20 protein-coding genes are annotated in these 22,762 nt (G+C 64.9%); 6 read left to right on the top strand and 14 right to left on the bottom strand.

What is annotated here, in order from left to right:
• Positions 1–58: 58 nt before the first annotated feature.
• Positions 59–2,467: an endopeptidase La gene (gene lon, locus D2N39_RS12490; RefSeq protein WP_119135121.1), complete on the bottom strand. Its 2,409-nt coding sequence runs from the start codon at positions 2,465–2,467 to the stop codon at positions 59–61.
• A gap of 270 nt (positions 2,468–2,737) precedes the next feature.
• On the opposite strand from lon, the gene D2N39_RS12485 reads away from it, so the two are divergent.
• Positions 2,738–4,789, top strand: coding sequence for a calcium-binding protein (locus tag D2N39_RS12485; RefSeq protein WP_158589818.1), 2,052 nt, complete (start codon positions 2,738–2,740; stop codon positions 4,787–4,789).
• A 5-nt stretch (positions 4,790–4,794) separates the two neighbouring features.
• On the opposite strand, the gene tgt is transcribed toward D2N39_RS12485, so the two are convergent.
• From tgt to D2N39_RS12470, 3 genes are all read right to left on the bottom strand, one after another.
• Positions 4,795–5,925: a tRNA guanosine(34) transglycosylase Tgt gene (gene tgt / locus D2N39_RS12480; protein ID WP_119135119.1), complete on the bottom strand. Its 1,131-nt coding sequence runs from the start codon at positions 5,923–5,925 to the stop codon at positions 4,795–4,797.
• A gap of 149 nt (positions 5,926–6,074) precedes the next feature.
• Positions 6,075–7,226 (bottom strand): mandelate racemase/muconate lactonizing enzyme family protein, encoded by a 1,152-nt coding sequence (locus D2N39_RS12475; protein ID WP_119135118.1) that lies wholly within the window; start codon positions 7,224–7,226, stop codon positions 6,075–6,077.
• 138 nt (positions 7,227–7,364) lie between these two features.
• The gene (locus tag D2N39_RS12470) at positions 7,365–8,456 is read right to left on the bottom strand and encodes an LLM class flavin-dependent oxidoreductase (RefSeq protein WP_119135117.1); all 1,092 of its coding nucleotides are present in this window, start codon (positions 8,454–8,456) and stop codon (positions 7,365–7,367) included.
• Positions 8,457–8,552: 96 nt separating this feature from the next.
• Between D2N39_RS12470 and D2N39_RS12465 the strand changes: the two genes are divergently transcribed.
• Positions 8,553–9,122, top strand: a complete 570-nt coding sequence (locus tag D2N39_RS12465; protein WP_233557130.1) for a winged helix DNA-binding protein — start codon at positions 8,553–8,555, stop codon at positions 9,120–9,122.
• Positions 9,123–9,183: 61 nt separating this feature from the next.
• Here D2N39_RS12465 and D2N39_RS12460 read toward each other — a convergent pair whose 3' ends face one another.
• The 7 genes from D2N39_RS12460 to D2N39_RS12430 all read right to left on the bottom strand — a co-directional run bounded on the left by D2N39_RS12460 (position 9,184) and on the right by D2N39_RS12430 (position 16,120).
• Positions 9,184–9,786 (bottom strand): superoxide dismutase, encoded by a 603-nt coding sequence (locus D2N39_RS12460; protein ID WP_119135115.1) that lies wholly within the window; start codon positions 9,784–9,786, stop codon positions 9,184–9,186.
• 122 nt (positions 9,787–9,908) lie between these two features.
• Positions 9,909–10,337 (bottom strand): hypothetical protein, encoded by a 429-nt coding sequence (locus D2N39_RS12455; protein WP_119135114.1) that lies wholly within the window; start codon positions 10,335–10,337, stop codon positions 9,909–9,911.
• Between the two features lie 80 nt (positions 10,338–10,417).
• The gene (locus tag D2N39_RS12450) at positions 10,418–10,870 is read right to left on the bottom strand and encodes a hypothetical protein (RefSeq protein WP_119135113.1); all 453 of its coding nucleotides are present in this window, start codon (positions 10,868–10,870) and stop codon (positions 10,418–10,420) included.
• An 80-nt stretch (positions 10,871–10,950) separates the two neighbouring features.
• Positions 10,951–11,502 carry a sarcosine oxidase subunit gamma gene (locus D2N39_RS12445; RefSeq protein WP_119135112.1) on the bottom strand — a complete coding sequence of 184 codons (552 nt, stop codon included), beginning with the start codon at positions 11,500–11,502 and terminating at the stop codon, positions 10,951–10,953.
• Positions 11,495–14,473: a sarcosine oxidase subunit alpha family protein gene (locus D2N39_RS12440; protein ID WP_119135111.1), complete on the bottom strand. Its 2,979-nt coding sequence runs from the start codon at positions 14,471–14,473 to the stop codon at positions 11,495–11,497. Before D2N39_RS12440 ends, D2N39_RS12445 begins: the two co-directional genes overlap by 8 nt.
• A complete protein-coding gene (locus tag D2N39_RS12435; protein ID WP_054303765.1) occupies positions 14,470–14,793 on the bottom strand; it encodes a sarcosine oxidase subunit delta in 324 nt (107 codons plus the stop codon). Before D2N39_RS12435 ends, D2N39_RS12440 begins: the two co-directional genes overlap by 4 nt.
• Before the next feature lie 79 nt (positions 14,794–14,872).
• The gene (locus D2N39_RS12430; RefSeq protein ID WP_119135110.1) at positions 14,873–16,120 is read right to left on the bottom strand and encodes a sarcosine oxidase subunit beta family protein; all 1,248 of its coding nucleotides are present in this window, start codon (positions 16,118–16,120) and stop codon (positions 14,873–14,875) included.
• A gap of 205 nt (positions 16,121–16,325) precedes the next feature.
• Between D2N39_RS12430 and ccmI the strand changes: the two genes are divergently transcribed.
• Genes ccmI through D2N39_RS12415 form a run of 3 tightly spaced genes read left to right on the top strand, consistent with a single transcriptional unit; the run spans position 16,326 to position 18,275 of the window.
• Positions 16,326–17,570, top strand: coding sequence for a c-type cytochrome biogenesis protein CcmI (gene ccmI, locus D2N39_RS12425; protein WP_119135109.1), 1,245 nt, complete (start codon positions 16,326–16,328; stop codon positions 17,568–17,570).
• Entirely contained in the window at positions 17,567–18,055 is a 489-nt protein-coding gene (ruvX, locus tag D2N39_RS12420; protein WP_119135108.1) for a Holliday junction resolvase RuvX, read from the top strand. The genes ccmI and ruvX overlap by 4 nt, the downstream gene beginning before the upstream one ends.
• On the top strand, positions 18,045–18,275 hold the full coding sequence (locus tag D2N39_RS12415) for a DUF1289 domain-containing protein (RefSeq protein WP_119135107.1): 231 nt from the start codon (positions 18,045–18,047) through the stop codon (positions 18,273–18,275). The genes ruvX and D2N39_RS12415 overlap by 11 nt, the downstream gene beginning before the upstream one ends.
• Positions 18,276–18,351: 76 nt before the next feature.
• Here the strand turns inward: D2N39_RS12415 and D2N39_RS12410 are convergent, their stop codons facing one another.
• Entirely contained in the window at positions 18,352–19,098 is a 747-nt protein-coding gene (locus D2N39_RS12410) for a phytanoyl-CoA dioxygenase family protein (RefSeq protein ID WP_119135106.1), read from the bottom strand.
• Positions 19,092–19,910, bottom strand: coding sequence for a sulfite exporter TauE/SafE family protein (locus D2N39_RS12405; protein ID WP_119135105.1), 819 nt, complete (start codon positions 19,908–19,910; stop codon positions 19,092–19,094). The genes D2N39_RS12410 and D2N39_RS12405 overlap by 7 nt, the downstream gene beginning before the upstream one ends.
• 123 nt (positions 19,911–20,033) lie before the next feature.
• Between D2N39_RS12405 and D2N39_RS12400 the strand changes: the two genes are divergently transcribed.
• Positions 20,034–21,239 (top strand): multidrug effflux MFS transporter, encoded by a 1,206-nt coding sequence (locus D2N39_RS12400; RefSeq protein ID WP_119135104.1) that lies wholly within the window; start codon positions 20,034–20,036, stop codon positions 21,237–21,239.
• Here the strand turns inward: D2N39_RS12400 and dusA are convergent.
• Positions 21,224–22,255 carry a tRNA dihydrouridine(20/20a) synthase DusA gene (gene dusA / locus D2N39_RS12395; RefSeq protein ID WP_119135103.1) on the bottom strand — a complete coding sequence of 344 codons (1,032 nt, stop codon included), beginning with the start codon at positions 22,253–22,255 and terminating at the stop codon, positions 21,224–21,226. The genes D2N39_RS12400 and dusA overlap by 16 nt on opposite strands.
• Positions 22,256–22,762 lie beyond the last annotated feature (507 nt).

Raw genomic sequence — 22,762 nt, 5'->3', positions numbered from 1 at the left:
CCTTGCATGAAAAAAGGGCGCGGTTTCCCGCGCCCCCTGCCCTGTCAGGCAATTTTCGTCAGTGGGCAACCTGCCCGGTCTGCGGCCCAGCCTTGGCGGCCGCTGCGGCGGCGGCGGCCTCCTCGGCCGCCTCGTCCCATTCCACCGGCTCGGGCGTGCGCACCAGCGCGCGGGCCAGCACCTCGCGCACATGGGTCACGGGAATGATCGTCAGCCCTTCCTTCACATTGTCGGGAATCTCGGCCAGATCCTTCTCGTTCTCCTCGGGGATCAGAACGGTCTTGATGCCGCCCCTGAGCGCCGCCAGCAGCTTCTCCTTCAGCCCGCCGATGGCGCTTGCGTTGCCGCGCAGCGTCACCTCGCCGGTCATGGCGATGTCCTTGCGGACCGGGATGCCAGTCAGCACCGACACGATCGCCGTCACCATCGCAAGACCGGCCGAAGGCCCGTCCTTGGGCGTGGCCCCGTCGGGAACGTGGACGTGGATGTCGAGCGATTCGAACTTCGGCGGTTTCACCCCGATGTCCGGGCTGATCGAACGGACATAGCTGGAAGCCGCCTCGATCGATTCCTTCATCACATCGCCCAGTTTCCCGGTCGTCTTCATCCGGCCCTTGCCCGGCAGCTTCAGCGCCTCGATCTGCAAGAGATCGCCGCCCACGCTGGTCCAGGCCAGACCCGTCACAACGCCGACCTGGTCTTCCTTCTCGGCCAGACCATAGCGGAAACGCTGCACGCCCAGATATTCGCCCACCTTCTCGGGCGTCACCTCGACGGCTTTCGCCTTCTTCTTGAGGATGTCGGTCACCGCCTTGCGGGCAAGTTTCGCGATCTCGCGCTCAAGGTTCCGCACCCCGGCCTCGCGGGTGTAATAGCGGATCACGTCGTTCAGCGCATCGTCGGTGATGCTGAACTCGCCCTTCTTCAGACCGTTCGCCTCTACCTGCTTGGGCAGCAGATGCTGACGCGCGATCTCGCGCTTTTCATCCTCGGTGTAGCCGGCCAGAGAAATGATCTCCATCCGGTCCAGCAGCGGGCCGGGCATATTGTAGCTGTTGGCCGTGGTCAGGAACATCACGTTCGAGAGGTCATATTCGACCTCCATATAGTGATCGACGAAAGTCGCGTTCTGTTCCGGGTCCAGCACCTCCAGCATGGCCGACGCCGGGTCGCCCCTGAAATCCTGCCCCATCTTGTCGATTTCATCGAGCAGGATCAGCGGGTTGGTCGTCTTGGCCTTTTTCAGCGCCTGGATGATCTTGCCGGGCATGGAGCCGATATAGGTGCGCCGATGGCCGCGGATCTCGGATTCGTCGCGCACCCCGCCCAGCGAGATGCGGATGAATTCGCGCCCCGTGGCCTTGGCGACCGACCGACCCAGCGAGGTCTTGCCGACACCGGGCGGGCCGACGAGGCACAGGATCGGGCCTTTCAGCTTGGCCGACCGCGCCTGCACCGCCAGATATTCGACGATGCGTTCCTTGACCTTCTCAAGCCCGTAGTGATCGGCGTCCAGCACCTTTTGCGCGGCGTTCAGGTCTTTCTTGACGCGGGACTTCACGCCCCACGGCACGCCCAGAAGCCAGTCGAGGTAGTTACGCACCACCGTCGCCTCGGCGCTCATCGGGCTCATGGACTTGAGCTTTTTCAGCTCGCCCTCGGCCTTTTCGCGCGCCTCTTTCGACAGCTCGGTCTTGCGGACACGCTCTTCCAGCTCGTTCAGCTCGTTCTGGCCATCCTCACCATCACCCAGCTCCTTCTGAATGGCCTTCATCTGCTCATTCAGATAGTATTCGCGCTGCGTGCGCTCCATCTGGCTCTTCACGCGGGACTTGATCTTCTTCTCCACTTGCAGGACCGACATTTCGCCCTGCATGTGGCCATAGACCTTCTCCATCCGCTCGCCCACGTCGAGCGTTTCCAGAAGCTCCTGCTTCTGTGCAACAGGAACACCCAGATGCCCGGCGACAAGGTCAGCCAGACGCGCGGGTTCGCGGGTATCCGAAACGGCGGCTAGCGCCTCTTCGGGGATGTTCTTCTTGATCTTGGCGTAGCGTTCAAATTCCTCGGCCACGGCGCGCAGCAGCGCCTCAACCACGTCGATGTCGCCGGGGGTCTCCTCCAGCGGCGCGATGCGGGCCTCGAAGAACGAGTCGTTCGTCAGGAATTCGGTGATGCGCACCCGCGTCTTGCCCTCAACCAGCACCTTCACGGTGCCATCGGGCAGCTTGAGCAGTTGCAGCACATTGGCCAGCACGCCGGTGCGGTAAATGCCTTCCGCGCTGGGGTCGTCAATCGTCGGGTCCATCTGGCTGGACAGCAGGATCTGGCGATCCTCTGCCATCACCTCTTCCAGCGCACGCACCGACTTGTCCCGTCCGACGAACAGCGGCACGATCATATGCGGGAACACCACGATGTCGCGCAGCGGCAGGACCGGGAAGCTTTGCGTGTGAATATCGCTCATGCGCGTTTCCTTCCTCTGGCAGGAAGACCCCGGCCCCGACCATCGGCAGCCCGGCTTCCCCCTCTGGCCTCCATATCTGGGGGGCTGTCATGGAACTGTCAACCACGGCTCGGGTAACATTGGACGGATCGGCGGACGGATCGGCCGGCCTTCGCCCCGGCGCGGCAGTTGCAGGGAATCGCGGGGGCTGGCAGGATGCCGCATCACATTCTGCCCGAACCACGCATTTCCGGCCTGCCGTTCCCCAGATCGCATTGCATGAGGCCCGCCATGACCAGCTTCACAGGCACATCCGGCAAGGATATTCTTGATCCTGATACCGACAAGATCGTCGGCTTTGCCGGCAGTCTTGAGGATCTGCGCGACGCCGAGGGCGACGTGATCTCGGGCCTTGGCGGCAATGACAGCCTCGTCGGCTCTGGCCGGGGCGACACGATCTATGGCGGCAGCGGCAATGACACGCTGGATGGCAACGGCTGGGTCTATGGCGACAACTATGATTCGCTTTACGGCGGCGATGGCGATGACGTGGTGGTCGCCGGAGGCAATTACGCCAATATCTTCGGCGGCAAGGGCGATGACAGGCTGACGCTTTCCGGCTTCACCGGCCGTGCCGAAGGCGGCACCGGCGCCGATACGATCACCGGCATCGCGGGCAGCCTGATGACGGTGACCTATGCCAGTTCCGGCGCGGGTGTGAAGATCGATCTGGAAAAGGGCACGGCCAGCGGTGGCCATGCCTCGGGCGATGTGCTGACCTCGGTCTATGTGCTGGAGGGATCGAATTTCGGCGACACGCTGAAGACCGCGAATTCCGGCGGGATATTTTCGGGTCTTGGTGGCAACGACCGGCTGACGGGCGGCGACGGGCGCGACTACCTTTATGGTGGCTCGGGCAACGATCTTGTCCTTGGCGGCGCGGGTGACGATCACCTGCGCGGCGGCACCGGCGCCGATACCATCAAGGGTGGCACAGGCAACGATACCGTCAGCTTCGAGGGCGAAGCGATGGCCATTCTCGTCGACCTGAAGACCGGCACCTTCGGCGGTGGCGCCAAGGGCGATGTCTATTTCTCTATCGAGGATTGGGAGGGGTCTGACGGGCGTGACACGATCCGCGGCGGAGCGGGCGACGACAAGTTCAATGGCGGTGATGGCAACGATATTCTGGACGGACGCGCGGGGAACGATTTCCTGACCGGAGGCTATGACGACGGCAATGACAGCCTTTACGGCGGCTCCGGCGACGACCATTTCTTCGTCTCTGGCACCGGGCGCAGCGTGGTCAAGGGCGGTTCGGGCACCGATGACCTGTATTACAACGAAGTCCACACCGATTACAGCGACTACCAGAACCACCCTCAGGGCATTCGGTATTCGCTGCGTCTGGATCTGGAAAGCGGCAAGGGCGATCTTTACAACGCCGAACTGGATCAGGTGTATCGCACCGTCCTGCAAGTCTCCGGGGTCGAGGAAATCTCGACCAGCTATGGCGATGACACCCTGCTGGGTAGCAACAAAGCCGAGTATTTCGACAGTTCGTCCGGCAATGACAGCCTCGACGGGCGCGGCGGCAATGACACGCTGGACGCAGGAAGCGGCAATGACACGCTGATCGGCGGCGCCGGGGGCGATCTGATCCGCGACGACGATGGCGACGACCTGATGCAGGGCGGCACCGGCAATGACACGCTGGAATTCGTGAACGGCGCAGATACGATCGACGGCGGCTCCGGTCACGACATGCTGGCGGCGGGCGATCTGTTCAGCGACTGGACCAGCGCCGTGATCGACCTGTCACGCGGTCGCCTGACCACCGATGACGGGCTGGTGGTCTCGGTGAAAGGGATCGAATCGGTGAGCCTGTATTACGGCACCGAAAGCGCGAAGATCATCGGGTCGAAGACCGCGAACCATCTGTCTGGCAGCAGCGGGGATGATACGATCCTCGGCGGGAACGGAAATGACACACTGGAAGGCGGATCGGGCAAGGACGTGCTGACCGGCGGTGCGGGGCGCGACACCTTCGTCTTTTCCGGTCGCCCTGCCCCTGGCGACGAGGACCGGCTGACCGACTTCGGCACGCAGGACCGGATCATGCTGGACAATGCAAGTGCCTTCGCCGCGCTGGGGAACAGCATCACGGCAGGGGAATTGCACATCGGCGCTTCGGCCCGCGATTCAAACGACCACCTGATCTACAACAGCAAGACCGGGGCCTTGCTGTTCGACATTGATGGCAAGGGCGGCGAGGCAGCATGGCTGCTCGCCGATCTTGGGGCCGGACTGACGCTGAATCACCAGCAGTTCCTGATCGGATAAGCCGATCAGAGCGGCTCGATGTCGCCCGCCCCGCGCTGCGCATGGAAATCCGCGACGAAAGCCGCCAGTCGGCCTTCGGCGATGGCGTCGCGCAACCCCTGCATCAGTTCCTGATAGTAATGCAGGTTGTGCCAGGTCAGCAGCATGCCGGAAATCATCTCACCGGCCCGGAAAACATGGTGCAGATAGGCCCGGCTGTAGCTGCGGCAGGCCGGGCAGGTGCAGTTTTCGTCCAGCGGGCGCGGATCATCCTGATGGCGGGCATTCTTGATATTGACCTGCCCGCGCCGGGTCCAGGCCTGACCCGTGCGGCCCGAGCGGGATGGCAGCACGCAATCCATCATGTCGATGCCGCGTTCCACCGCCCCCACGATGTCATCAGGCTTGCCCACGCCCATCAGATAGCGCGGCTTGTCTTCGGGCAGATAGCCCGGCGCATAGTCCAGAACGCCGAACATCGCCTCCTGCCCCTCGCCCACGGCAAGGCCGCCGACGGCGTAGCCGTCAAAGCCGATGGCTTTCAGCGCCTCGGCGCTTTCCTCGCGCAGCTCGGGCGTCACGCCGCCCTGCATGATGCCGAACAGCGCATGGCCCGGCCGGTCGCCAAAGGCATCGCGCGACCGCTGCGCCCACCGCATCGAGAGGCGCATGGATTTCGCGACCTCGTCCTCGGTCGCGGGCAGCGCCGGGCATTCGTCGAAACACATCACAATGTCCGAGCCGAGCAGGCGCTGGATTTCCATGCTGCGTTCCGGTGAAAGCATGTGTTTCGAGCCATCAACATGGCTGGAAAACCGCACGCCTTCCTCGGTCAGCTTGCGCAGGCTGGCGAGGCTCATCACCTGAAAGCCGCCGGAATCCGTCAGGATCGGGCGATCCCAGTTCATGAACTTGTGCAGCCCCCCCAGACGCGCGATGCGTTCGGCAGTGGGGCGCAGCATCAGGTGATAGGTATTGCCCAGAAGGATGTCGGCCCCGGTCGCGCGGACCGATTCCGGTAGCATGGCCTTCACCGTGGCGGCGGTGCCGACCGGCATGAAGGCGGGGGTGCGGATCTCGCCGCGCGGGGTGGAGATCACGCCGGTGCGGGCGCGGCCATCGGTGGCGTGAAGCTGAAAGCCGAATCTTTGCGTCATGGTCCTGTCCTTCGGTCCGGCGCGCTTGATGCCGGGAAATGCGGCAAAAGCCAAGCCTCGCGCAGATGGCGGCCGGATTTGGGGGCCAGCCCCCATCGCGCGTGCCGCGCGATTCCCCCGGGATATTTATGGACAGAAAATGATCGGGGTCAGCTTTGCCCGTGATAGAGGCGGTTGTAGGCGGAGGGGGCGTAGCCCTCGGTCGAGGTTTCGCGGTGTTCCGCCTGCGCGAGCCATGCGGCAGCGGGTTCGACACCCCAGCCGGGGGCGTCGGTGACTTCGATATGACCTTCGGTGACGCGGAAGGGATCGCCCTCGAACAGCCCGCGCTGCCACGGGTAGTAATCATCGCCCTCGATGGAGAATTCGAGGTATTTTCCGGCATTGGGCAGGGCGCGCAACAGATGCGCGGTGGCGATGGTCACCAGCGACAGGTTCGCGGCATGCGGCGTGCAGGGCAGCCCGGCATGGGCCGCCATCCGCGCGACATCGAGCGTGCGGGTCAGCCCGCCGAGATACAGGATATCGGGTTGCACCACATCCACTGCCGGGCCTGCGACGATGCGCTGCCATTGGGCCATGTCGCAATCCTGCTCGCCGCCGGTCACGTCGATCTCCAGCGCTTCGGTCACGGCGCGGGTGGCCTTGATGTCCCACCAGGCCACGGGTTCCTCGTAATGGGTGACGCCATTGTCTTGCAGCATCTGCCCGACCTCGATGGCGCGCGGCACGGTGAAGCCGGAATTGGCATCGACCAGCATGTCGATCCCCTGCCCCAGACGCGCGGCGACGGTGGGGATGATGACCTCGGTCCGCCCCTCCCACTGATCGCGGTCGGCGCCGCATTCCGCCCCGATGCGCCATTTCGCGGCGGTAAAACCCTGTTCACCGCAAAGGCGCGCAAGGCGTTCCGCCTCCAGATCCGGCTGGATGTCACGGCGCATCGAACTGGCATAAAGCCGCACCCTGCCCGGCCGCCCGCCGATCAGCGCCGCGACCGGCTGTTCCGCCACCCGCCCCCGCAGATCCCAGAGCGCCGTATCCAGCCCCGCCAGCGCGCGTAGCAGATAGCTGCCGGGGTATTTGTGTTCCATCGTCAGGATATGGGTGCCCAGTTCAGCCGCCTTGGCCACCGGCCAGCCAAGCGCCCAGGGCGCGATCTGGCGGTGGAAAATGGTTGCCGTAATGTCGGCGTTATAGGGCGCGCATTGCCCCCAGCCGAAAGAGCCATCCTGCGCGGTCACCCGCACGAAGCAGACGAATTCGTTGGAAAAGGTTTCCAGCCGGGCGATGGTGAGCATCTTCCCCTCCACAGGCGCGTCGGGGCCATCCTGCGCGACCTGCGCGCCCTTGCCTAGAGCGTTTCGGGACAATCCGACCCCGGCACTCAAAAAGAAAAGGCCCGGCGGCAGCCGGGCCAGTCGGGGGTTAGGACAGGATCAGCGAATGCCGGCCTTTTCCAGACGCGGCAGCACCTCGTCGCGGAAATAGGGGAATTCCTTGATGTAATCGACGAAGCTGAGGGTGGTGCCCGCAAAGCCCGTTTCGTGCAGTTTCACGATGCCTGCCGCCACCTGATCGGGGGTTCCGACCAGCGGGAAGCCGCCGTGGCCCATGGCAAACAGGTGCTTGATCTGCGCCAGCAGGTCATGCGGAAAGCTGTGGGCATGGGCGAATTGCAGGTTCACCAGATTGTCCACCGCCTCGGTATCGCAATTCTCGACCGCGGTGTAATGCAGCCAGTCCTGCGCCTCTTTCTCGGTCGGGCGACAGATCACATGGCTGAAGGTCAGTACCTCGACCTTGCGGCCCTTGCCGGCGGCCTGCGCCTTCAGATCCGCGATCTCGCCTTTCGACCGTTCAAGGTCGATGGCCGGGGTGAACAGGAAATCGGCGTTGTCGGTGGCGAAGGCGCGGCCCTGCGGGCTGCCTGCGGCATTGAGGATCGGCACCGAACCGCGCTGCGGCTTCGGATCGCCCTTCACACGCTTGGCCTTGAAATACTTGCCGTTCCAGTCGAAATGCTCGTCCGCGGCCCAGAGCTTCTTCACCAGATCGAACCATTCCTGCGCATAGCCATAGCGGGTTTCGTGATCGTCCGGCAGGTCCAGCCCCAGCGCCTCGTATTCCGGCTTGTTCCAGCCCGCCACGATGTTCAGCCCCGCGCGGCCATGGCCGATCTGGTCGATGGTGGCGATCTGTTTCGCCACCACGACCGGGTGATTGGCGGTGGTGTGGATGGTGGCGAAGACCGCGATGTTCTTCGTTGCGGCCAGCAGACCCGCCGCCCAGGTCATCGTTTCCAGCACACCACCGTGAAAATCGGTCTCGCCGCCGTAACCGATCCAGCGGGCAATCGGCAGCATGAAGTCGATCCCGGCGGCATCCAGCATTTTCGCCAGTTCCAGGTTGTTGTCCCAGGAATTGTCCCAGCGTTCGGCAATCTTCGTCGGCGTCATCCCCGACGAGCAGTTGGTCGAGAAAGTGCCAAGGCGAAAGCGATCGCCCGAGAGCATCGGGTGTTGAGGCATATCAGCGGTTCCCTGTTGTTTAGGATTTATTTTATGATTGAAAGTCTATCTTAAAATCGCATTGCGTCAACGGTTTTGGCGGCCCATGCTGCGGGCATGACCGGCAAGAATGATATGGCGAAGAAAACCCTTCAAACTCAAAGCGATGATGCGGATGCCCGGCTGGACCTGCGCTGGCACCTTGCCGCCAGCGCGGCCGAGGTCGATGCGACGGAGCTGGAGTTTGCCCTGATGCGCGCCTTCGAGGGATTCGGGCGCTGGCAGTCCGAATGCCTCGCCTCGGTCTGCGACGTGGCGGCGACCGGGCCGGAAAACGCCATGCTGCACATCATCCGCATGAATGACCGGCCCAAAAGCCTGAAAGACCTCGCCCGGCTGATGAACCGCGACGATGTGCCGAACATGCAATATTCGCTGCGCAAGCTGATCGGCGCCGGGCTGGTGGAGCGGCAGGGTTCGGGCCGTGCGGGTGTCACCTATGAGGTGACGGATCTGGGTCGCCAGGTGACCGACGATTACGGCACGCTGCGCCGCCGCCTGCTGATCGAGGCGATCGGCAATGTGCCGGGTTTCGCCGCCCGTCTGGCCGAGGCCGCACGCACGCTGAACCTGCTGTCGGGCATCTACGAGGAGGCCGCACGCGCCGCTGCCACCCACCGGCATTGATACGGACATAGAAAAGGCCCGCCGGGTTTCCCCGACGGGCCTCTGCATGATCCCGAAAGGATCAGAGCTTGGCGGCAACCGCTTCCCAGTTGACCAGCTTGTCAAGGAAGTTGGTCAGATAGGCCGGGCGCTTGTTGCGGAAGTCGATGTAGTAGGAATGTTCCCACACGTCGCAGCCCAGCAGCGCGGTCTGGCCGAAGCAAAGCGGGTTGACGCCGTTTTCGGTCTTGGTGACCTTCAGCGCGCCATCGGCATCCTTCACCAGCCAGGCCCAGCCCGAACCGAACTGGCCCGCGCCAGCGGCAGCGAAGTCTTCCTTGAACTTGGCGACCGAACCGAAAGCCTCGGTCAGCGCCTTTTCAAGATCGCCGGGGATCTTCTTGTCTTCGCCCGGGCCCATCACTTCCCAGAACAGGTTGTGGTTCCAGTGCTGCGAGGCATTGTTGAAGATGCCGTTCTGCGCCACGGCGCCCGCCTGATAGGTGCCCTTCACGATGTCTTCGAGCGATTTCGATTCCCACTCGGTGCCCGCGATCAGCTTGTTGCCGTTGTCCACATAAGCTTTGTGGTGCAGGTCGTGGTGGTATTCCAGCGTCTCTTTCGACATGCCAAGCGCGGCCAGCGCGTCATGGGCATAGGGAAGATCGGGAAGCGTGAAAGCCATGGGAGTCACTCCTGTTCGAGAAGATTGCCGTCGGGGCCAATAAGGCCCTCCGAAGGAACAAGGTCAAGGGGCACCACCCGGTTCCCGACAAAAACCCTGTCCTTATCGGGCGGGCCAGTGGATCACTTCTTGCGCTTCTTGCCCGGTTCGTCCTTCATCTCCACGCAGGTGCCGCGCACATTGGTGGAATTGTCATAGCCACGCGGCGCACCATAAAGCGTGACCTTGCGACGATCCGCGCTGAAGGTTGCAGAATACATGATCGTGCCGGTCCGGGCAGATTTGCCGCCGCGCACCCGCACATCCCAAGTGACGGTCTTGCCATCCGCCTTCAGCTTGGCGGTAATCGGTTTTTTACCCACGAAATGCGCGATGACGCCATCATAGACCTGCGCGCTGCCTTGGGCATCGTCCAGAATGAAAATGATTTCCGACATCACCCATTCGCGGTTTGACACTTTCTGCTGACACAGCAGCGCCTGCGGCGCGGCCTGAGCCGCCCCGGCGACCAACATGACGGCTGCCGCCGCAACCCCGAACAACTTACGCATGGCTTACTCCCAAGTCTGACACACGGCTGTTCCCCGCCGCACGGGCGCCGCCCCGGACATCCGCCGGAATGCGGCGGAAATCACTTCTTCCGCTTGCCGGCCTTCGCTTCGAGAATCTTGCAGGTGCCGCGGTAGGAATAGCTGCGCGGATAGGATTCGGGCACGATGGTCAGGCGCAGACTGCCATCCTCGCGCGCGATCTTGGCTTCATATCGCAGGTTAGACCGGGCGGCACTGTTGTCGCGCACATTCTTCAGCGTCCAGCGCAGCACCAGGTCTTTGGGGGTATCGCGCACCACTTCGGCACGGACACCTGCGCCGTCGGTGAAGGCATGGATCAGCGAGTCCAGCGCCAGAACGATATTGCTACCCGGATCGACAATGATCATCAGCGGATTCTTGGCAAAAGCCAGACGCCCCTTGGCGTTCAGCTCGCAACCATAGATGATGGGATCTTTACCTGCGCTGGCAGCCGTGGCCGCGAACGCCAGACAAAAGCCGAGACAAACCCCGGCAAAATGACGCGAAAACAATTATATACTCCGGGGCCTTCATAGAACTACAACCTGTAGCGCATGAAAGCCCCGGATCTGTCAACCTTAAAATGAGCGGGTCAGAACAGCTCTGCCCCCTTGGTGGCGGAATGGGACAGAAGACCCATCACATAGCTTGCGACCGAGCGGAAACAGACGAGGCTATAGCCCGTCTCATCCGCCCAGAAGGCGCCCGCCACCTGCGCCACGCGGGTCCGGCGCAACTCGCCCGGCGTCAGCGTTGCGTGATCGACTGGCGCCAGCTTCATCAGCACCTCGGCCGCCTGCGCGCCCTCGATGCGGAACACCGCGCGCGCGTCCGACACATCCACCGCCAGATGATGCTGCCCGGCCAGCTTTTCCGCCAGCGTGGCCAGCGCGGCCTTCACCTCGGTATAGGGCACGATCAGCAGATATTCGTCGGGGCTCATCCACCCCGCGGCCTTGTCGCCCGCCACCTCGATCCGGCGCTGCGCGGGAAGCGCGGTGCCGGTCACAGCAGTCACCGCCGCCGCCAGACCCGGCACATCGGGCTTGGCGCGCAGGGTGATCATCCCCAGCGGGCCGATTTCCCGGACAGAGGCGAAGCCGTCGAAGCGGGCACCGCCCAGGGCGCTTGCAACCTTAGACATTCTGCTTTTCCCCTTCCTTGTCGTAGAACACCGGGTCCACGATCTTCACCTGCATGGTCGAACCGTCGAGCTTCGTCATCTCGATGGTCTCGCCCAGTCGCGTGAGGCCGCCCTTCACCAGACCCATGGCAATGCCCTTGCCCAGCGTCGGCGAGAAATAGGTGGAGGTCACGCGGCCCTGCGTATTGCGCTGGCCATTGGCGTTGAAGCCCGGCGCCGGCGCGTAAGAGCCATCCGGGATGACCGATCCGTCCAGCGTTTCCAGACCCACCAGCTTCCAGCGATCAGGATTGGCCAGATAGGGCCGTTCCTGCCCGCGCTTGCCCAGATAATCGGCCTTCTTCTTCGAAATCGCCCAGCCGAGGTTCAGGTCTTGCGGGATCACCGTGCCATCGGTTTCGTCGCCGATCATGATGAAGCCCTTTTCGGCGCGCAGGACGTGCAACCCCTCGGTGCCGTAAGGCATCATGCCGAATTCGGCGCCTGCCGCCAGCAGCGCATCCCAGAAGGCACGGCCTTCGCTGGCCGGAACCGCGATCTCATAGGACAATTCGCCCGAGAACGAGATGCGATAGACCCGCGCGTTGAAGCCGCCCAGCGTGCCGTCGGCCCATTGCATGAAGGGCAAGGTCTCTTTCGAGACGTCCATGCCGCCCAGTTTCTCCAGCACCTGACGCGCCTTCGGACCAACTACGGCGATCTGGGCATATTGCTCGGTCACATTGGCGGTATAGACCTGCCAGTCCCACCATTCGCATTGCAGCCAGTCTTCCATCCAGGCGTGGATGCGATCCGACCCGCCCGAGGTGGTGTGGCAAAGCCAGGTATCCTCGTCGATGCGCGCGACCACGCCGTCATCCGAAAGGAAGCCCTGTTCGTTGCACATCAGGCCATAGCGGCACTTGCCCACCGGCAGGTTCGACATGACATTGGTATACAGCATGTCGAGGAACTTGCCTGCATCCGGCCCCTTGACGATGATCTTGCCAAGGGTCGAGGCATCCAGAAGGCCCACATTGGTGCGGGTATTCTTCACCTCACGGTGCACCGCCTGTTCATGGGTTTCGCCCGCGCGCGGATAGCAATAGGGGCGCTGCCACAGGCCGACGGGTTCCATATAGGCGTTCTGCGACAGGTGCCAGGCGTGGATCGGCGTGCTGCGCAGCGGCTGGAAGATCTCGCCCCGCGCCTCGCCCGCCAGCGCGCCGATGGTCACGGGCGTGTAGGGCGGGCGGAAGGTCGTGGTGCCAACCTGCGGCACCGGGGCCGACAGACTGTCGGCCAGAACCGCCAGACCGTTGATATTGCTGAGCTTGCCCTGATCGGTTGCCATGCCCAGCGTGGTGTAACGCTTGGTATGTTCGACCGAGGTATAGCCCTCGCGCGCGGCCAGTTGCACGTCGCTGACCTTGACGTCGTTCTGGTAATCCAGCCACATCTTCATGCGCAGATCGACCGGCGCCCCCTGCGGCATGATCCAGACAGGCTCCATCGCCGCTTCCTGCGGGGCGGTGGCCACGGGGGCCACGCCGCCACCGGCAGCGTCAGTGGCGTCCAGCAGCACATCGGCGGCTGACAGCACCCCCGAGGCCGCACCGGCGGTCACCACCAGCGCAGCACCGTCATGGTTCAGCGGCGGGCGGGCCTTGTCGGGGGCGAATTGCGCCTGCGCCTCGTCCCAGCGCAGCTTGCCGCCGCAATGGCTCCACAGGTGGACGACCGGCGACCAGCCGCCCGACATGGCGACGGCATCACAGGCAATCTCTTCCAGAACCGAGCCTTGCCCGACCTGCGCGCAGATGGCGACGCCGGTGACGCGCTTGCCACCCTTCACCTTGGCGATGGCCTTGCCCGCCTCGACGCGGATGCCCATGGCGCGGGCCTTCGCGGGCAGTTCACCTGTCACGCTGGCGCGGGCGTCCAGCACCACCGGCACCTCCAGCCCCGCCTCTTTCAGCGCGATGGCGGTGCGATAGGCGTCGTCGTTGTTGGTCACGATCACCGTGCGGTCACCGGGCGCCACGGCCCAGTTGATCAGGTAATCGCGCACCGCCGCTGCCAGCATGACGCCCGGAATGTCATTGCCCGCGAAGGACAGCGGCCGTTCGATGGCCCCGGTCGCCGCGATGATCTGCCCGGCGCGCAGACGCCACAGACGATGACGCGGACGCCCGTCTCCCGGCGTATGATCGGCGACCTTCTCGTCGCAAAGCACATAGCCGTGATCATAAGACCCCGCCGCCATGCAACGGGCGCGAAGCGTTACATTCTCCATGCCTTCAAGGGCTTGAACGGTGTTCTTCACCCAAGCCTCGGCTGGCTGGCCGTCAATCTCGACGCCATCGACCGGAGCGCGGCCGCCCCAATGGGCGGTCTGTTCGACCAGCCAGACGCGCTTGCCCGCCTTCGCCGCCGTCAGCGCCGCTTGCAGACCGGCGATGCCGCCACCCACCACGAGGATGTCGCAGAAGGCATAGGCCTGCTCATAGCGGTCCGCGTCACGGTCCTTCGGCACCTGACCCAGACCCGCCGACTGGCGGACCACGGGTTCAAAGATGTGCTTCCACGCGAAACGCGGGTGGATGAAGGTCTTGTAATAGAACCCGGCAGGCAGGAACCGGCTGGCATAGTTGTTCACCACACCGACGTCGAATTCGAGGCTCGGCCAATGGTTCTGCGAGGTGCAGGTCAGGCCGTCGAACAGTTCGGTCGTGGTGGTGCGCTGGTTCGGCTCGAACCGGCCGCCCTGCCCCATGTTGACCAGAGCGTTCGGCTCTTCCGCACCCGAGGCCACGATGCCGCGCGGGCGGTGATACTTGAACGATCGGCCGACCAGCATCTGATCGTTGGCCAGCAGCGCCGCGGCCAGCGTATCGCCGCCGAAGCCCTTCAGGCGCTTGCCGTTGAAGGTGAATTCGCAGGGCGCCGTCCGGTCGATCAGACGGCCGCCCTTCGCAAGACGGGTGCTCATTTGGTGCCCTTCCAGTCCGGCCGCTTGGCCTTGATCTTCTCGACGATTTCGGCGGGCGGCTCGGTGGTCTGGGCGGAATAGGTGCCAAAGACCTCCAGCGTCGCGGTGCAGCGCGCCGCGAGGAACCACTTGCCGCAGCCATAGGCATGGCGCCAGCGTTCAAAATGCACGCCCTTCGGGTTCTTGCGGGCAAACATATAGGCCTCGAACTCCTCGCCGGTCGAACCGGGGCCGAAGCGTTTCAGATGCGCCTCGCCACCGGGGGAGAGTTCGGTTTCCTCGGCCTTCACGCCGCAATAGGGGCATTCAAGGATCAGCATGTCCGGGCCTCGTGCTTGCGGAGACCCCGGGGGCGCTGCCCCCGGACCCCCGGGATATTTTCAGACAGAAAATGACACATCAGTGCGCCACCCCGGCCGCCACCGACTCGTCGATGAACTGGCCTTCGCGGAAGCGCCACATGTTGAACTCGGCCGCGAGCGGGCCGGGTTCGCCCTTGGCCATCAGCTCGGCCATGGCCCAGCCGGAGCCGGGGATCGCCTTGAAGCCGCCGGTGCCCCAGCCGCAGTTGATGAAGCAATTGCCCAGCGGGGTTTTCGAGATGATGGGCGAGCGGTCGCCGGTCATGTCGACGATGCCGCCCCATTGCCGCAGCATCTTGAGCCGCGAAATCATCGGGAAGGTTTCGACCAGCGCGCGGAGCGTTTCCTCGATATGGTGGAAGCTGCCGCGCTGGGTGAAGTTGTTGAACCCGTCCGTGCCGCCGCCGATGACCATCTCGCCCTTGTCGGATTGCGACATGTAGCCGTGGACGGTGTTGGCCATGACCACCACATCCATGCAGGGCTTGATCGGTTCCGACACCAGCGCCTGAAGCGCGAGGCTTTCGACCGGCAGGCGGAAGCCCGCCATATCGGCCACCTGCCCCGAATGCCCGGCGACGACAATGCCGAGCTTTTTCGTGCCGATGAAGCCTTTGGTGGTTTCAACGCCCGTCACCTGCCCGTTTTCGGACCGGACGCCGGTGACCTCGCATTGCTGGATGATATCCATGCCCATGGCCGAACAGGCGCGGGCATAGCCCCAGGCCACGGCGTCGTGCCGCGCCGTGCCGCCGCGCGCCTGATAGAGCGCGCCCAGAACCGGATAGCGCGGGCCGTCGATATTGATGATCGGCACCAGCTCTTTCACCTTTTCCGGCCCGATCCATTCGGTCTTGACGCCTTGCAGGTTGTTGGCGTGCACCGTGCGCAGGTAGCCGCGCACCTCGTGATGGGTCTGCGCCAGCATCAAGAGGCCGCGCGGGCTGAACATCACGTTATAGTTCAGATCCTGGCTCAGATCCTCATAAAGGCTCAGCGCCTTGTTGTAGATCGCGGCCGAGGGGTCTTGCAGGTAGTTCGACCGGATGATGGTCGTATTCCGCCCGGTATTGCCGCCGCCCAGCCAGCCCTTTTCCAGAATCGCCACATTGGTGATCCCGTAGTTCTTGCCGAGGTAATAGGCGGTGGCGAGGCCATGCCCCCCCGCGCCGATGATGATGGCGTCATAGCTGGACTTGGGCGCGGGCGACGCCCATGCCTTCTCCCAGCCCTGATGATAGCGCAAAGCCTCGCGGGCGATGGCAAAGACCGAATAGCGTTTCATGGGTTGTCAAACTCCCGTCCCGGGTATGGTGCAGTCATGCCCTGACGGCGAAAAATATCCGCCTGCCGAAGCGGCACAATGGGGAAAATTGCGACATCATGTCGGGGCCGGGCGCGGGGGATGCGGCCATTTCGGGCTTTTGCCGCGCGGGCCGAGGCACTACATGGGTTGGGCAGGCGCCACAGGGGCGCGGGAGAGGCGTCGCATGTGGACTTTCTGGCTGATGGCGGGGGCTTTGGCACTGGGCAGCGGCATCGCCTTGCTGATGGGCTTCCGTCGCGGCGCCGGTGCAACGGCCGAGGTTTCCGCACCGGCGCTGGATGTGCAGCTTTACCGGGACCAGCTTGCCGGGATCGAACGCGACGCCGCGCGCGGCACCATTGCGGCGGAGGAGGCCGGGCGGCTGCGCACCGAAATTTCGCGCCGGTTGCTGGAGGCGGACCGTCAGGCCCGCGCCACCGCGCCCTCACGGCTTGCGGACGGGCCGCGTCTGGGCCTGCCACTGGTCGTTCTGACGCTGGCGGGGGCCGGGGCGCTTTACTGGACGCTGGGGGTGCCGGGCTACCCGGACATGCCGATGGCGACGCGGCTGGCCCTGTCGGAAAAGCTGCGCGAAAACCGGCCGTCGCAGGCGGTGGCCGAGGCGGATGCGCCGGTGCCGCCGGAACCGCAGGGGGCCGATGCCGAATATCTTGCGCTGATGCAGAAGCTGCGCAGCACGGTGGCGGAACGGCCTGACGACATTCGCGGCCAGCGCTTGCTGGCCGAAAACGAGGCCCGGCTGGGCAATTACCGCGCCGCTCATGCCGCGCAGGCCGAGGTGATCCGGCTGGCCGGGGATGCAGCCACCGCCGAGGATTATGCGCTGCTGGCGGAAATGCTGGTCTATGCGACGGGGGGCTATGTCTCGCCCGAAGCCGAGGCCGCGCTGACCGAAGCGCTGCGCCGCGATCCGAAGAATACGGCGGCGCTGTATCTCTCTGGCCTGATGTTCGCACAGGTCGATCGCGCCGACCGCGCCTTTGCCCTGTGGCGCACCGCGCTCGAGTCCGCCGCGCCGGATTCGCCCTGGATGAAACCGCTTCAGGAACAGATCGGTGATATGGCCGCGCGCGCCGGTGTTCGCTATCAGCCACCCGGCGCCAGTGCCGGCCCGATGGCAGGCATGATGCCCGGCCCCGGCGCCGAGGATATGGCCGCTGCCGCCGAGATGTCGGCCGAGGACCGTCAGGCGATGATCGAAAGCATGGTCGAGCGGCTGAACGAACGGCTGGCGACCGAGGGGGGCAGCGCCGAGGAATGGGCGCGTCTGATCGGCGCGCTGGGGGTGCTGGGCCAGACCGACCGTGCCCGCGCGATCTGGACCGAGGCGCAGGGCCGCTTTGCCGCCATGCCCGAGGATCTGGCGAAGGTGCGGGCCGCCGCCGTGCAGGCCGGGGTGGCGGAATGAGCTTCGAGGACGCCGCCGAATTCACCGCCACCCTGCCCCGCATGGGCGCGCTGGCGGGGCTTGATCTGGGCACCAAGACCATCGGCGTGGCATTTTCCGACGTGATGCGCGGGGTGGCGACGCCCGACCGCACGATCCGGCGCGAGAAATTCACGCTGGATGCCGAGGCGCTTCTGAAGCTGCTGGCGACGCGGCAGACGGTCGGCATCGTGATCGGCCTGCCGCGCAACATGGACGGCAGCGAAGGCCCGCGCGCGCAATCGACCCGCGCCTTCATTCGCAATCTGGAAAAGCTGACGCCGCTGCCGGTGCTGTTCTGGGATGAACGCCTGTCCACCGTGGCCGCCGAACGCGCGCTGCTGGAGGCGGATACGTCGCGCAAGCGTCGCTCCGAGGTGATCGACCATGTGGCGGCCGGATTTATCCTGCAAGGGGCGCTGGACCGGCTGGCGCATCTGCGGCGGGAGAGCGAACGTGACGGATGAGATCTGGAAACGGGCCGAGGTCGACAGCCCCTGCGTCAAGGTCTGCGTGATCCACCCGGAGGCGCGGCTTTGCGTCGGCTGCTATCGCAGCATGGACGAGATCGGCGCCTGGTCACGGATGACAGCCGAAGCGCGGCGCGCCGTCATGGCAGACCTGCCGTCCCGCGCCCCCCGGCTGGTCAAGCGGCGCGGCGGACGTGCCGGGCGATTGGAAGGCTGAACCTGCAACTAGCCCGGCCCTTGGCGGCATCGAGCCGCCGCGTGCCGACTGCCGTGGAAGGTGCCAGCGTTGCGTATCACTCTGGCATGAGCCAGCTTGCGACATCCGGCATGAGCGGCCGGAAATAGGCGATGATCCGGCCTTCTGGCGGGGCCTTGGCGCCCTTGGCCCAAGGGGCGACTCCATGCAGCATGTGCCGGTGCATCAACACCGCCTGACCGGGCCGGGACGGCACGGCGACCCGGCGGCAGGTTTCAAAACACTGCCTGCGCGCGGCGGTATAGGCATCGGTGATGTCCACCTCGGCCCATTGTGAAGGCGGATGCGGCGCCAGCGCTGCGGCCAGCGCGGCTTGCAGGATGCGGTGGCTGCCCTCCCACACCACCAGCGGCGCGGCCTCGGGATCGGTTTCATTCAGGGCCAGACCCAGAATCCAGCGATGCGGCTCGGCGATGCGACGGCGTTTCGCGGCATCGGGCAGCAGACCGTCCAGATGCGCGGCATCACGGTCGCGGCGGAAGGCGAAGGCGGCTGGTGTTTCCGCCTCGGACGGTTGCGGATAGCCGGGGCGCATGACGGAAAGCTGCGCGGGATGCAGCGGTTCGGGCGCAAGGCCCACCGCCTGCCACGGGAAACTGGCGCCGCCCACGGCGCCATCCGGCCCGTTCGGCAGGGCATCGACGCCGACAAACCATGTGCCGCCACAGCGCCATGGCTCGGCACTGTCACGCAGTACGGCCTCCGCCACCGGGCGCGCCGCTGCCGCCCAGTTGGCGATTGCCGGATCGGGGCCGATCCGGCACCAGCCGCCTGCGCCTACCATCCCGCAGCCTTGCGCAGCATGTTCACCGCGACCACGAGGATGAACAGGGCGAAGGCACGCTTCAGCGGCTTGGCATCCATCGCATGGGCGATGCGCACCCCGATGGGTGTGGTGATCAGCGTCATCGCCACGATCACCGCAAAAGCGGGGAAGTTGATCGCGCCCAGGGTGCCGGGCGGCGCCTGATCAACATGCAGCGTCAGGAAGCCGATGGCCGAGGGGACCGAGATGATCAGCCCGAAGCCCGCCGCCGTTGCCACGGCGCGATGGATCGGCAGGTTGTAAAGCGTCATCATCGGCACCCCGAAAGTGCCGCCGCCAATGCCCATCAGAACCGAGAAGAACCCCAGGCCGCCCCCCAGCGCGCCCCGCAAGCCCCCCTGCGGCATGGCCTGTCCCAGCCGCCAGTCGGCGCGGCCGAAGGCCATGTAAAGGCCAGCAATCAGCCCCAGACAGCCGAAGATCGCCTGAAGCGTGACCGACCGAAGCTGGCTCGCCAGCAGGAAACCCGCCACCGCCCCCACGGCAATGAAGGGCGCCCAGCCCTTCAGGATGGCCCAGTCCACCGCGCCCTTGCGGTTATGCGCCAGAACCGACCGGATCGAGGTCACGATGATCGTGGCCAGCGAGGTGGCCAGACAGACCTGCATCAGTTGCGGACCGCCATAGCCCAGATGCGAGAAGGCGTAATAGAACGCCGGCACCAGCACGATGCCGCCCCCGACCCCCAGAAGGCCCGCAATGATCCCGGCAAAACCGCCGATCACGACAAGCAGCGCCAGCATCGGCAACAGGGCGGAAATTTCGGGCATGGGCACCTCTCCCCTTCGGTTTGCGGTGACGCTAGCCCCATGCGGCGGAAGGTTCCAGAGGCGCATTGTGCCTCCGGTCGGAAAAGGCTAGTCTGCGAGTCACTTTTTCTAACGGTTTTCCCTATGTCTTCGACGTCCTTCCTGCGCCCGGCCCTCGTGCTCGGGCTTTTGTCCGCCGTTGGCCCTTTTGCCATCGACATGTATCTGCCTGCCATGCCCGAGATCGGGCAGAGCCTAGGGGCCAGCGTGCCCGCCATGCAGGCCACGATCACAAGCTATTTCCTCGCCTTCGGTGTGGCACAGCTGATCTATGGCCCGTGGGCGGATCAGGCCGGGCGCAAGCTGCCGCTTTATGCGGGGCTGGCGATCTTTCTGATCGGCTCGGTCCTGTGCACGCTGGCACAATCGACCGAGGCGCTGATTGCCGGGCGTTTCGTGCAGGGTCTTGGCGGCGCGGCGGTGATGGTGGTGCCGCGCGCGGTGATCCGCGACATGACCACAGGGCACGAGGCGACACGGCTGATGGCGGCCATCATGCTGGTGATTTCGGTCTCGCCCTTCCTTGCCCCGCTGGCGGGCGCCGGGCTTATGGCGCTGGCGGGCTGGCGGGCGATCTTCGGCATTCTGGTGGTGGCAACATTGGCCAGCCTTGCGATGACCCGCTTTCTGCTGGCCGAAACCCTGCCGCCCGCGGCGCGGCAGCCGGTCTCGGTCTCGGCCATGCTGCGCGGCACCCGGCATCTGCTGACGCATCGCAGCTTCATGGCGCTGACCTTTCTGGGTGGCTTCGGCATGGCGAGCTTCTTCGTCTTCATCGCCTCCGCCTCTTTCGTCTATGCGGCGGCCTTCGGCCTGACGCCCACGCAATTCTCGCTGGCTTTCGCGCTGAATGCGGTTGGGTTTTTTGGTGCCTCGCAGATGGCAGCCCGGCTGGGCATGCGCTTTGGCGCGCAGGCGGTCATGGTGCGGGCAACCACCGGCTTTGCCGTGTTCACCATCGGGCTGTTCCTGCTGGCGCTGGCCGGGATTTCCGGCCTCTGGCTGACCATCGGCGGGCTGTTCCTTGCCAATGCCTGCCTCGGGCTGGTGATCCCCACCGCCATGGTGGTGGCGCTGGAGGAACACGGGCCGATTGCCGGTCTGGCCTCGTCGCTGGGGGGGACGATGCAGATGCTTGCCGGGGGCGTGATGATCGCGGTTTCCGCGCCGTTCTTCGACGGCACAGTGCTGCCGATGCTGGCGGCCATCGCGCTCTGCGGCGCGCTCGCCTTCGTGCTGGCACTGGTGGTGGCGCGGCTGCCCGCGCCCGAGGCTCAGCCCTCGGCCTGAACGGCCATCGCGCGCCGCACCTCGGCCAGGGCAGCATCCAGCAGGTCAAGCCCCGCACCGGGGCGCGACGCCCCTTCCGACAGCACGCGGCGCCAGCCGCGTGCGCCGGGCAGGCCGGTGAACAGGCCAAGCATATGCCGCGTCACCTGATGCAGCCGCCCGCCCGCCGCCAGATGCGCCGCGATATAGGGTTTCATCGCCGCGACCACCGCCGCACGGTCGGGCGCATGATCTTCGCCCCACAGCGCATCCGCCCCGATCAGCGTGTTTCCCGGATCGTGATAGGCCGCGCGCCCGATCATCACCCCGTCCAGCCCTTCGGCCAGCAGCGCCTTTGCCTGATCCAGCGTGGCCACCCCACCATTGATGCAGATGGTCAGTTCCGGGAACCGCCGCTTCATCGCCAGCACCAGCGGATAGTCCAGCGGCGGGATCTCGCGGTTTTCCTTGGGGCTGAGACCCTGAAGCCAGGCTTTGCGGGCATGGACCACGAAATGCGTGACCCCGGCCCCGGCCACGGTTTCGATGAAGCGCGGCAGGATCTCCTCCGGGTTCTGGTCATCGACACCGATCCGGCATTTCACCGTCACCGGCACATCGCTTTCCGCCGCCATGGCGCGCATGCAATCGGCCACCAGCGCCGGATTTTCCATCAGCACAGCGCCGAAACAGCCCGATTGCACCCGGTCCGACGGACAGCCACAGTTCAGGTTGATCTCGTCATACCCCCAGCCCTGCGCAATGGCCGTGGCCCGTGCGAGTTCATCCGGGTCCGACCCACCGAGTTGCAGCGCAACCGGATGCTCCGCACCGCTGAAATCCAGAAGCCGCGCCTGCGGCCCGTGCAGAATCGCGGGCGCTGTCACCATCTCGGTGTAAAGCATCGCACGGCGCGACATCAGGCGATGAAAGAACCGGCAATGCCGGTCCGTCCAGTCCATCATCGGGGCGACGGAAAGGCGGTGCGCCTGCGACACAAGGGAGTCCTTGGAAAGCAAGGATTTTTTATCAGCCATCTCCGCTGCCGTTTCCTGCCGTTTGCCGCCTTATTCCGCCGTTTCGCGACGGTTCCGACGAGGGGTGGCGCCAAAAGCTGGCACCGAAAGTATCCCGCATAGCACAACGGAACAGGTGCGGGAAGCGACTGGCGGCGCTGCCTTGATCAGCAAAGTTCTTCAAAATCAAACCAGATCCCGCAGTCGCCCTTACGAGCCGAGGTCTTCGTCATATAAGGCAAAAGGGAAGCCCCCGATGGCCACGCCCCCCGAACACAAAAGCGCTGCGCTACGCCCCGATCCTTGGACAGGATCTGGCGTCCTTCTAGTGCCTCGCGGCACCTGCTGACCGGCTTGCCGCGACGAAACTCGCGCGCCGCGCCTGTCCGCACACAGAACCTGAACACGGTCGGACGGACAAGCACATCGCCGGCATCTCGACGCTCCCGTGCCAATCCCCCGTGCCAATGGTGTGCGAGAGGCGCGAGGCTTTTGCGCTGGCAGCATCAATCGACGGGATGGGCCATT

It is taken from the genome of Gemmobacter lutimaris, assembly GCF_003570715.1.
In the GTDB taxonomy this organism is placed as follows: Bacteria; Pseudomonadota; Alphaproteobacteria; order Rhodobacterales; family Rhodobacteraceae; genus Gemmobacter; species Gemmobacter lutimaris.
This window is presented reverse-complemented; position numbering and strand designations above follow the sequence as displayed.

Bases quoted from the DNA above. Each gene is read 5' to 3' on its own strand.
- lon (WP_119135121.1), bottom strand. From the start codon at position 2,467: ATGAGCGATATTCACACGCAAAGCTTCCCGGTCCTGCCGCTGCGCGAC.
- D2N39_RS12485 (WP_158589818.1), top strand. From the start codon at position 2,738: ATGACCAGCTTCACAGGCACATCCGGCAAGGATATTCTTGATCCTGAT.
- tgt (WP_119135119.1), bottom strand. From the start codon at position 5,925: ATGACGCAAAGATTCGGCTTTCAGCTTCACGCCACCGATGGCCGCGCC.
- D2N39_RS12475 (WP_119135118.1), bottom strand. From the start codon at position 7,226: ATGCTCACCATCGCCCGGCTGGAAACCTTTTCCAACGAATTCGTCTGC.
- D2N39_RS12470 (WP_119135117.1), bottom strand. From the start codon at position 8,456: ATGCCTCAACACCCGATGCTCTCGGGCGATCGCTTTCGCCTTGGCACT.
- D2N39_RS12465 (WP_233557130.1), top strand. From the start codon at position 8,553: ATGACCGGCAAGAATGATATGGCGAAGAAAACCCTTCAAACTCAAAGC.
- D2N39_RS12460 (WP_119135115.1), bottom strand. From the start codon at position 9,786: ATGGCTTTCACGCTTCCCGATCTTCCCTATGCCCATGACGCGCTGGCC.
- D2N39_RS12455 (WP_119135114.1), bottom strand. From the start codon at position 10,337: ATGCGTAAGTTGTTCGGGGTTGCGGCGGCAGCCGTCATGTTGGTCGCC.
- D2N39_RS12445 (WP_119135112.1), bottom strand. From the start codon at position 11,502: ATGTCTAAGGTTGCAAGCGCCCTGGGCGGTGCCCGCTTCGACGGCTTC.
- D2N39_RS12440 (WP_119135111.1), bottom strand. From the start codon at position 14,473: ATGAGCACCCGTCTTGCGAAGGGCGGCCGTCTGATCGACCGGACGGCG.
- D2N39_RS12435 (WP_054303765.1), bottom strand. From the start codon at position 14,793: ATGCTGATCCTTGAATGCCCCTATTGCGGCGTGAAGGCCGAGGAAACC.
- D2N39_RS12430 (WP_119135110.1), bottom strand. From the start codon at position 16,120: ATGAAACGCTATTCGGTCTTTGCCATCGCCCGCGAGGCTTTGCGCTAT.
- ccmI (WP_119135109.1), top strand. From the start codon at position 16,326: ATGTGGACTTTCTGGCTGATGGCGGGGGCTTTGGCACTGGGCAGCGGC.
- ruvX (WP_119135108.1), top strand. From the start codon at position 17,567: ATGAGCTTCGAGGACGCCGCCGAATTCACCGCCACCCTGCCCCGCATG.
- D2N39_RS12410 (WP_119135106.1), bottom strand. From the start codon at position 19,098: ATGGTAGGCGCAGGCGGCTGGTGCCGGATCGGCCCCGATCCGGCAATC.
- D2N39_RS12405 (WP_119135105.1), bottom strand. From the start codon at position 19,910: ATGCCCGAAATTTCCGCCCTGTTGCCGATGCTGGCGCTGCTTGTCGTG.
- D2N39_RS12400 (WP_119135104.1), top strand. From the start codon at position 20,034: ATGTCTTCGACGTCCTTCCTGCGCCCGGCCCTCGTGCTCGGGCTTTTG.
- dusA (WP_119135103.1), bottom strand. From the start codon at position 22,255: ATGGCTGATAAAAAATCCTTGCTTTCCAAGGACTCCCTTGTGTCGCAG.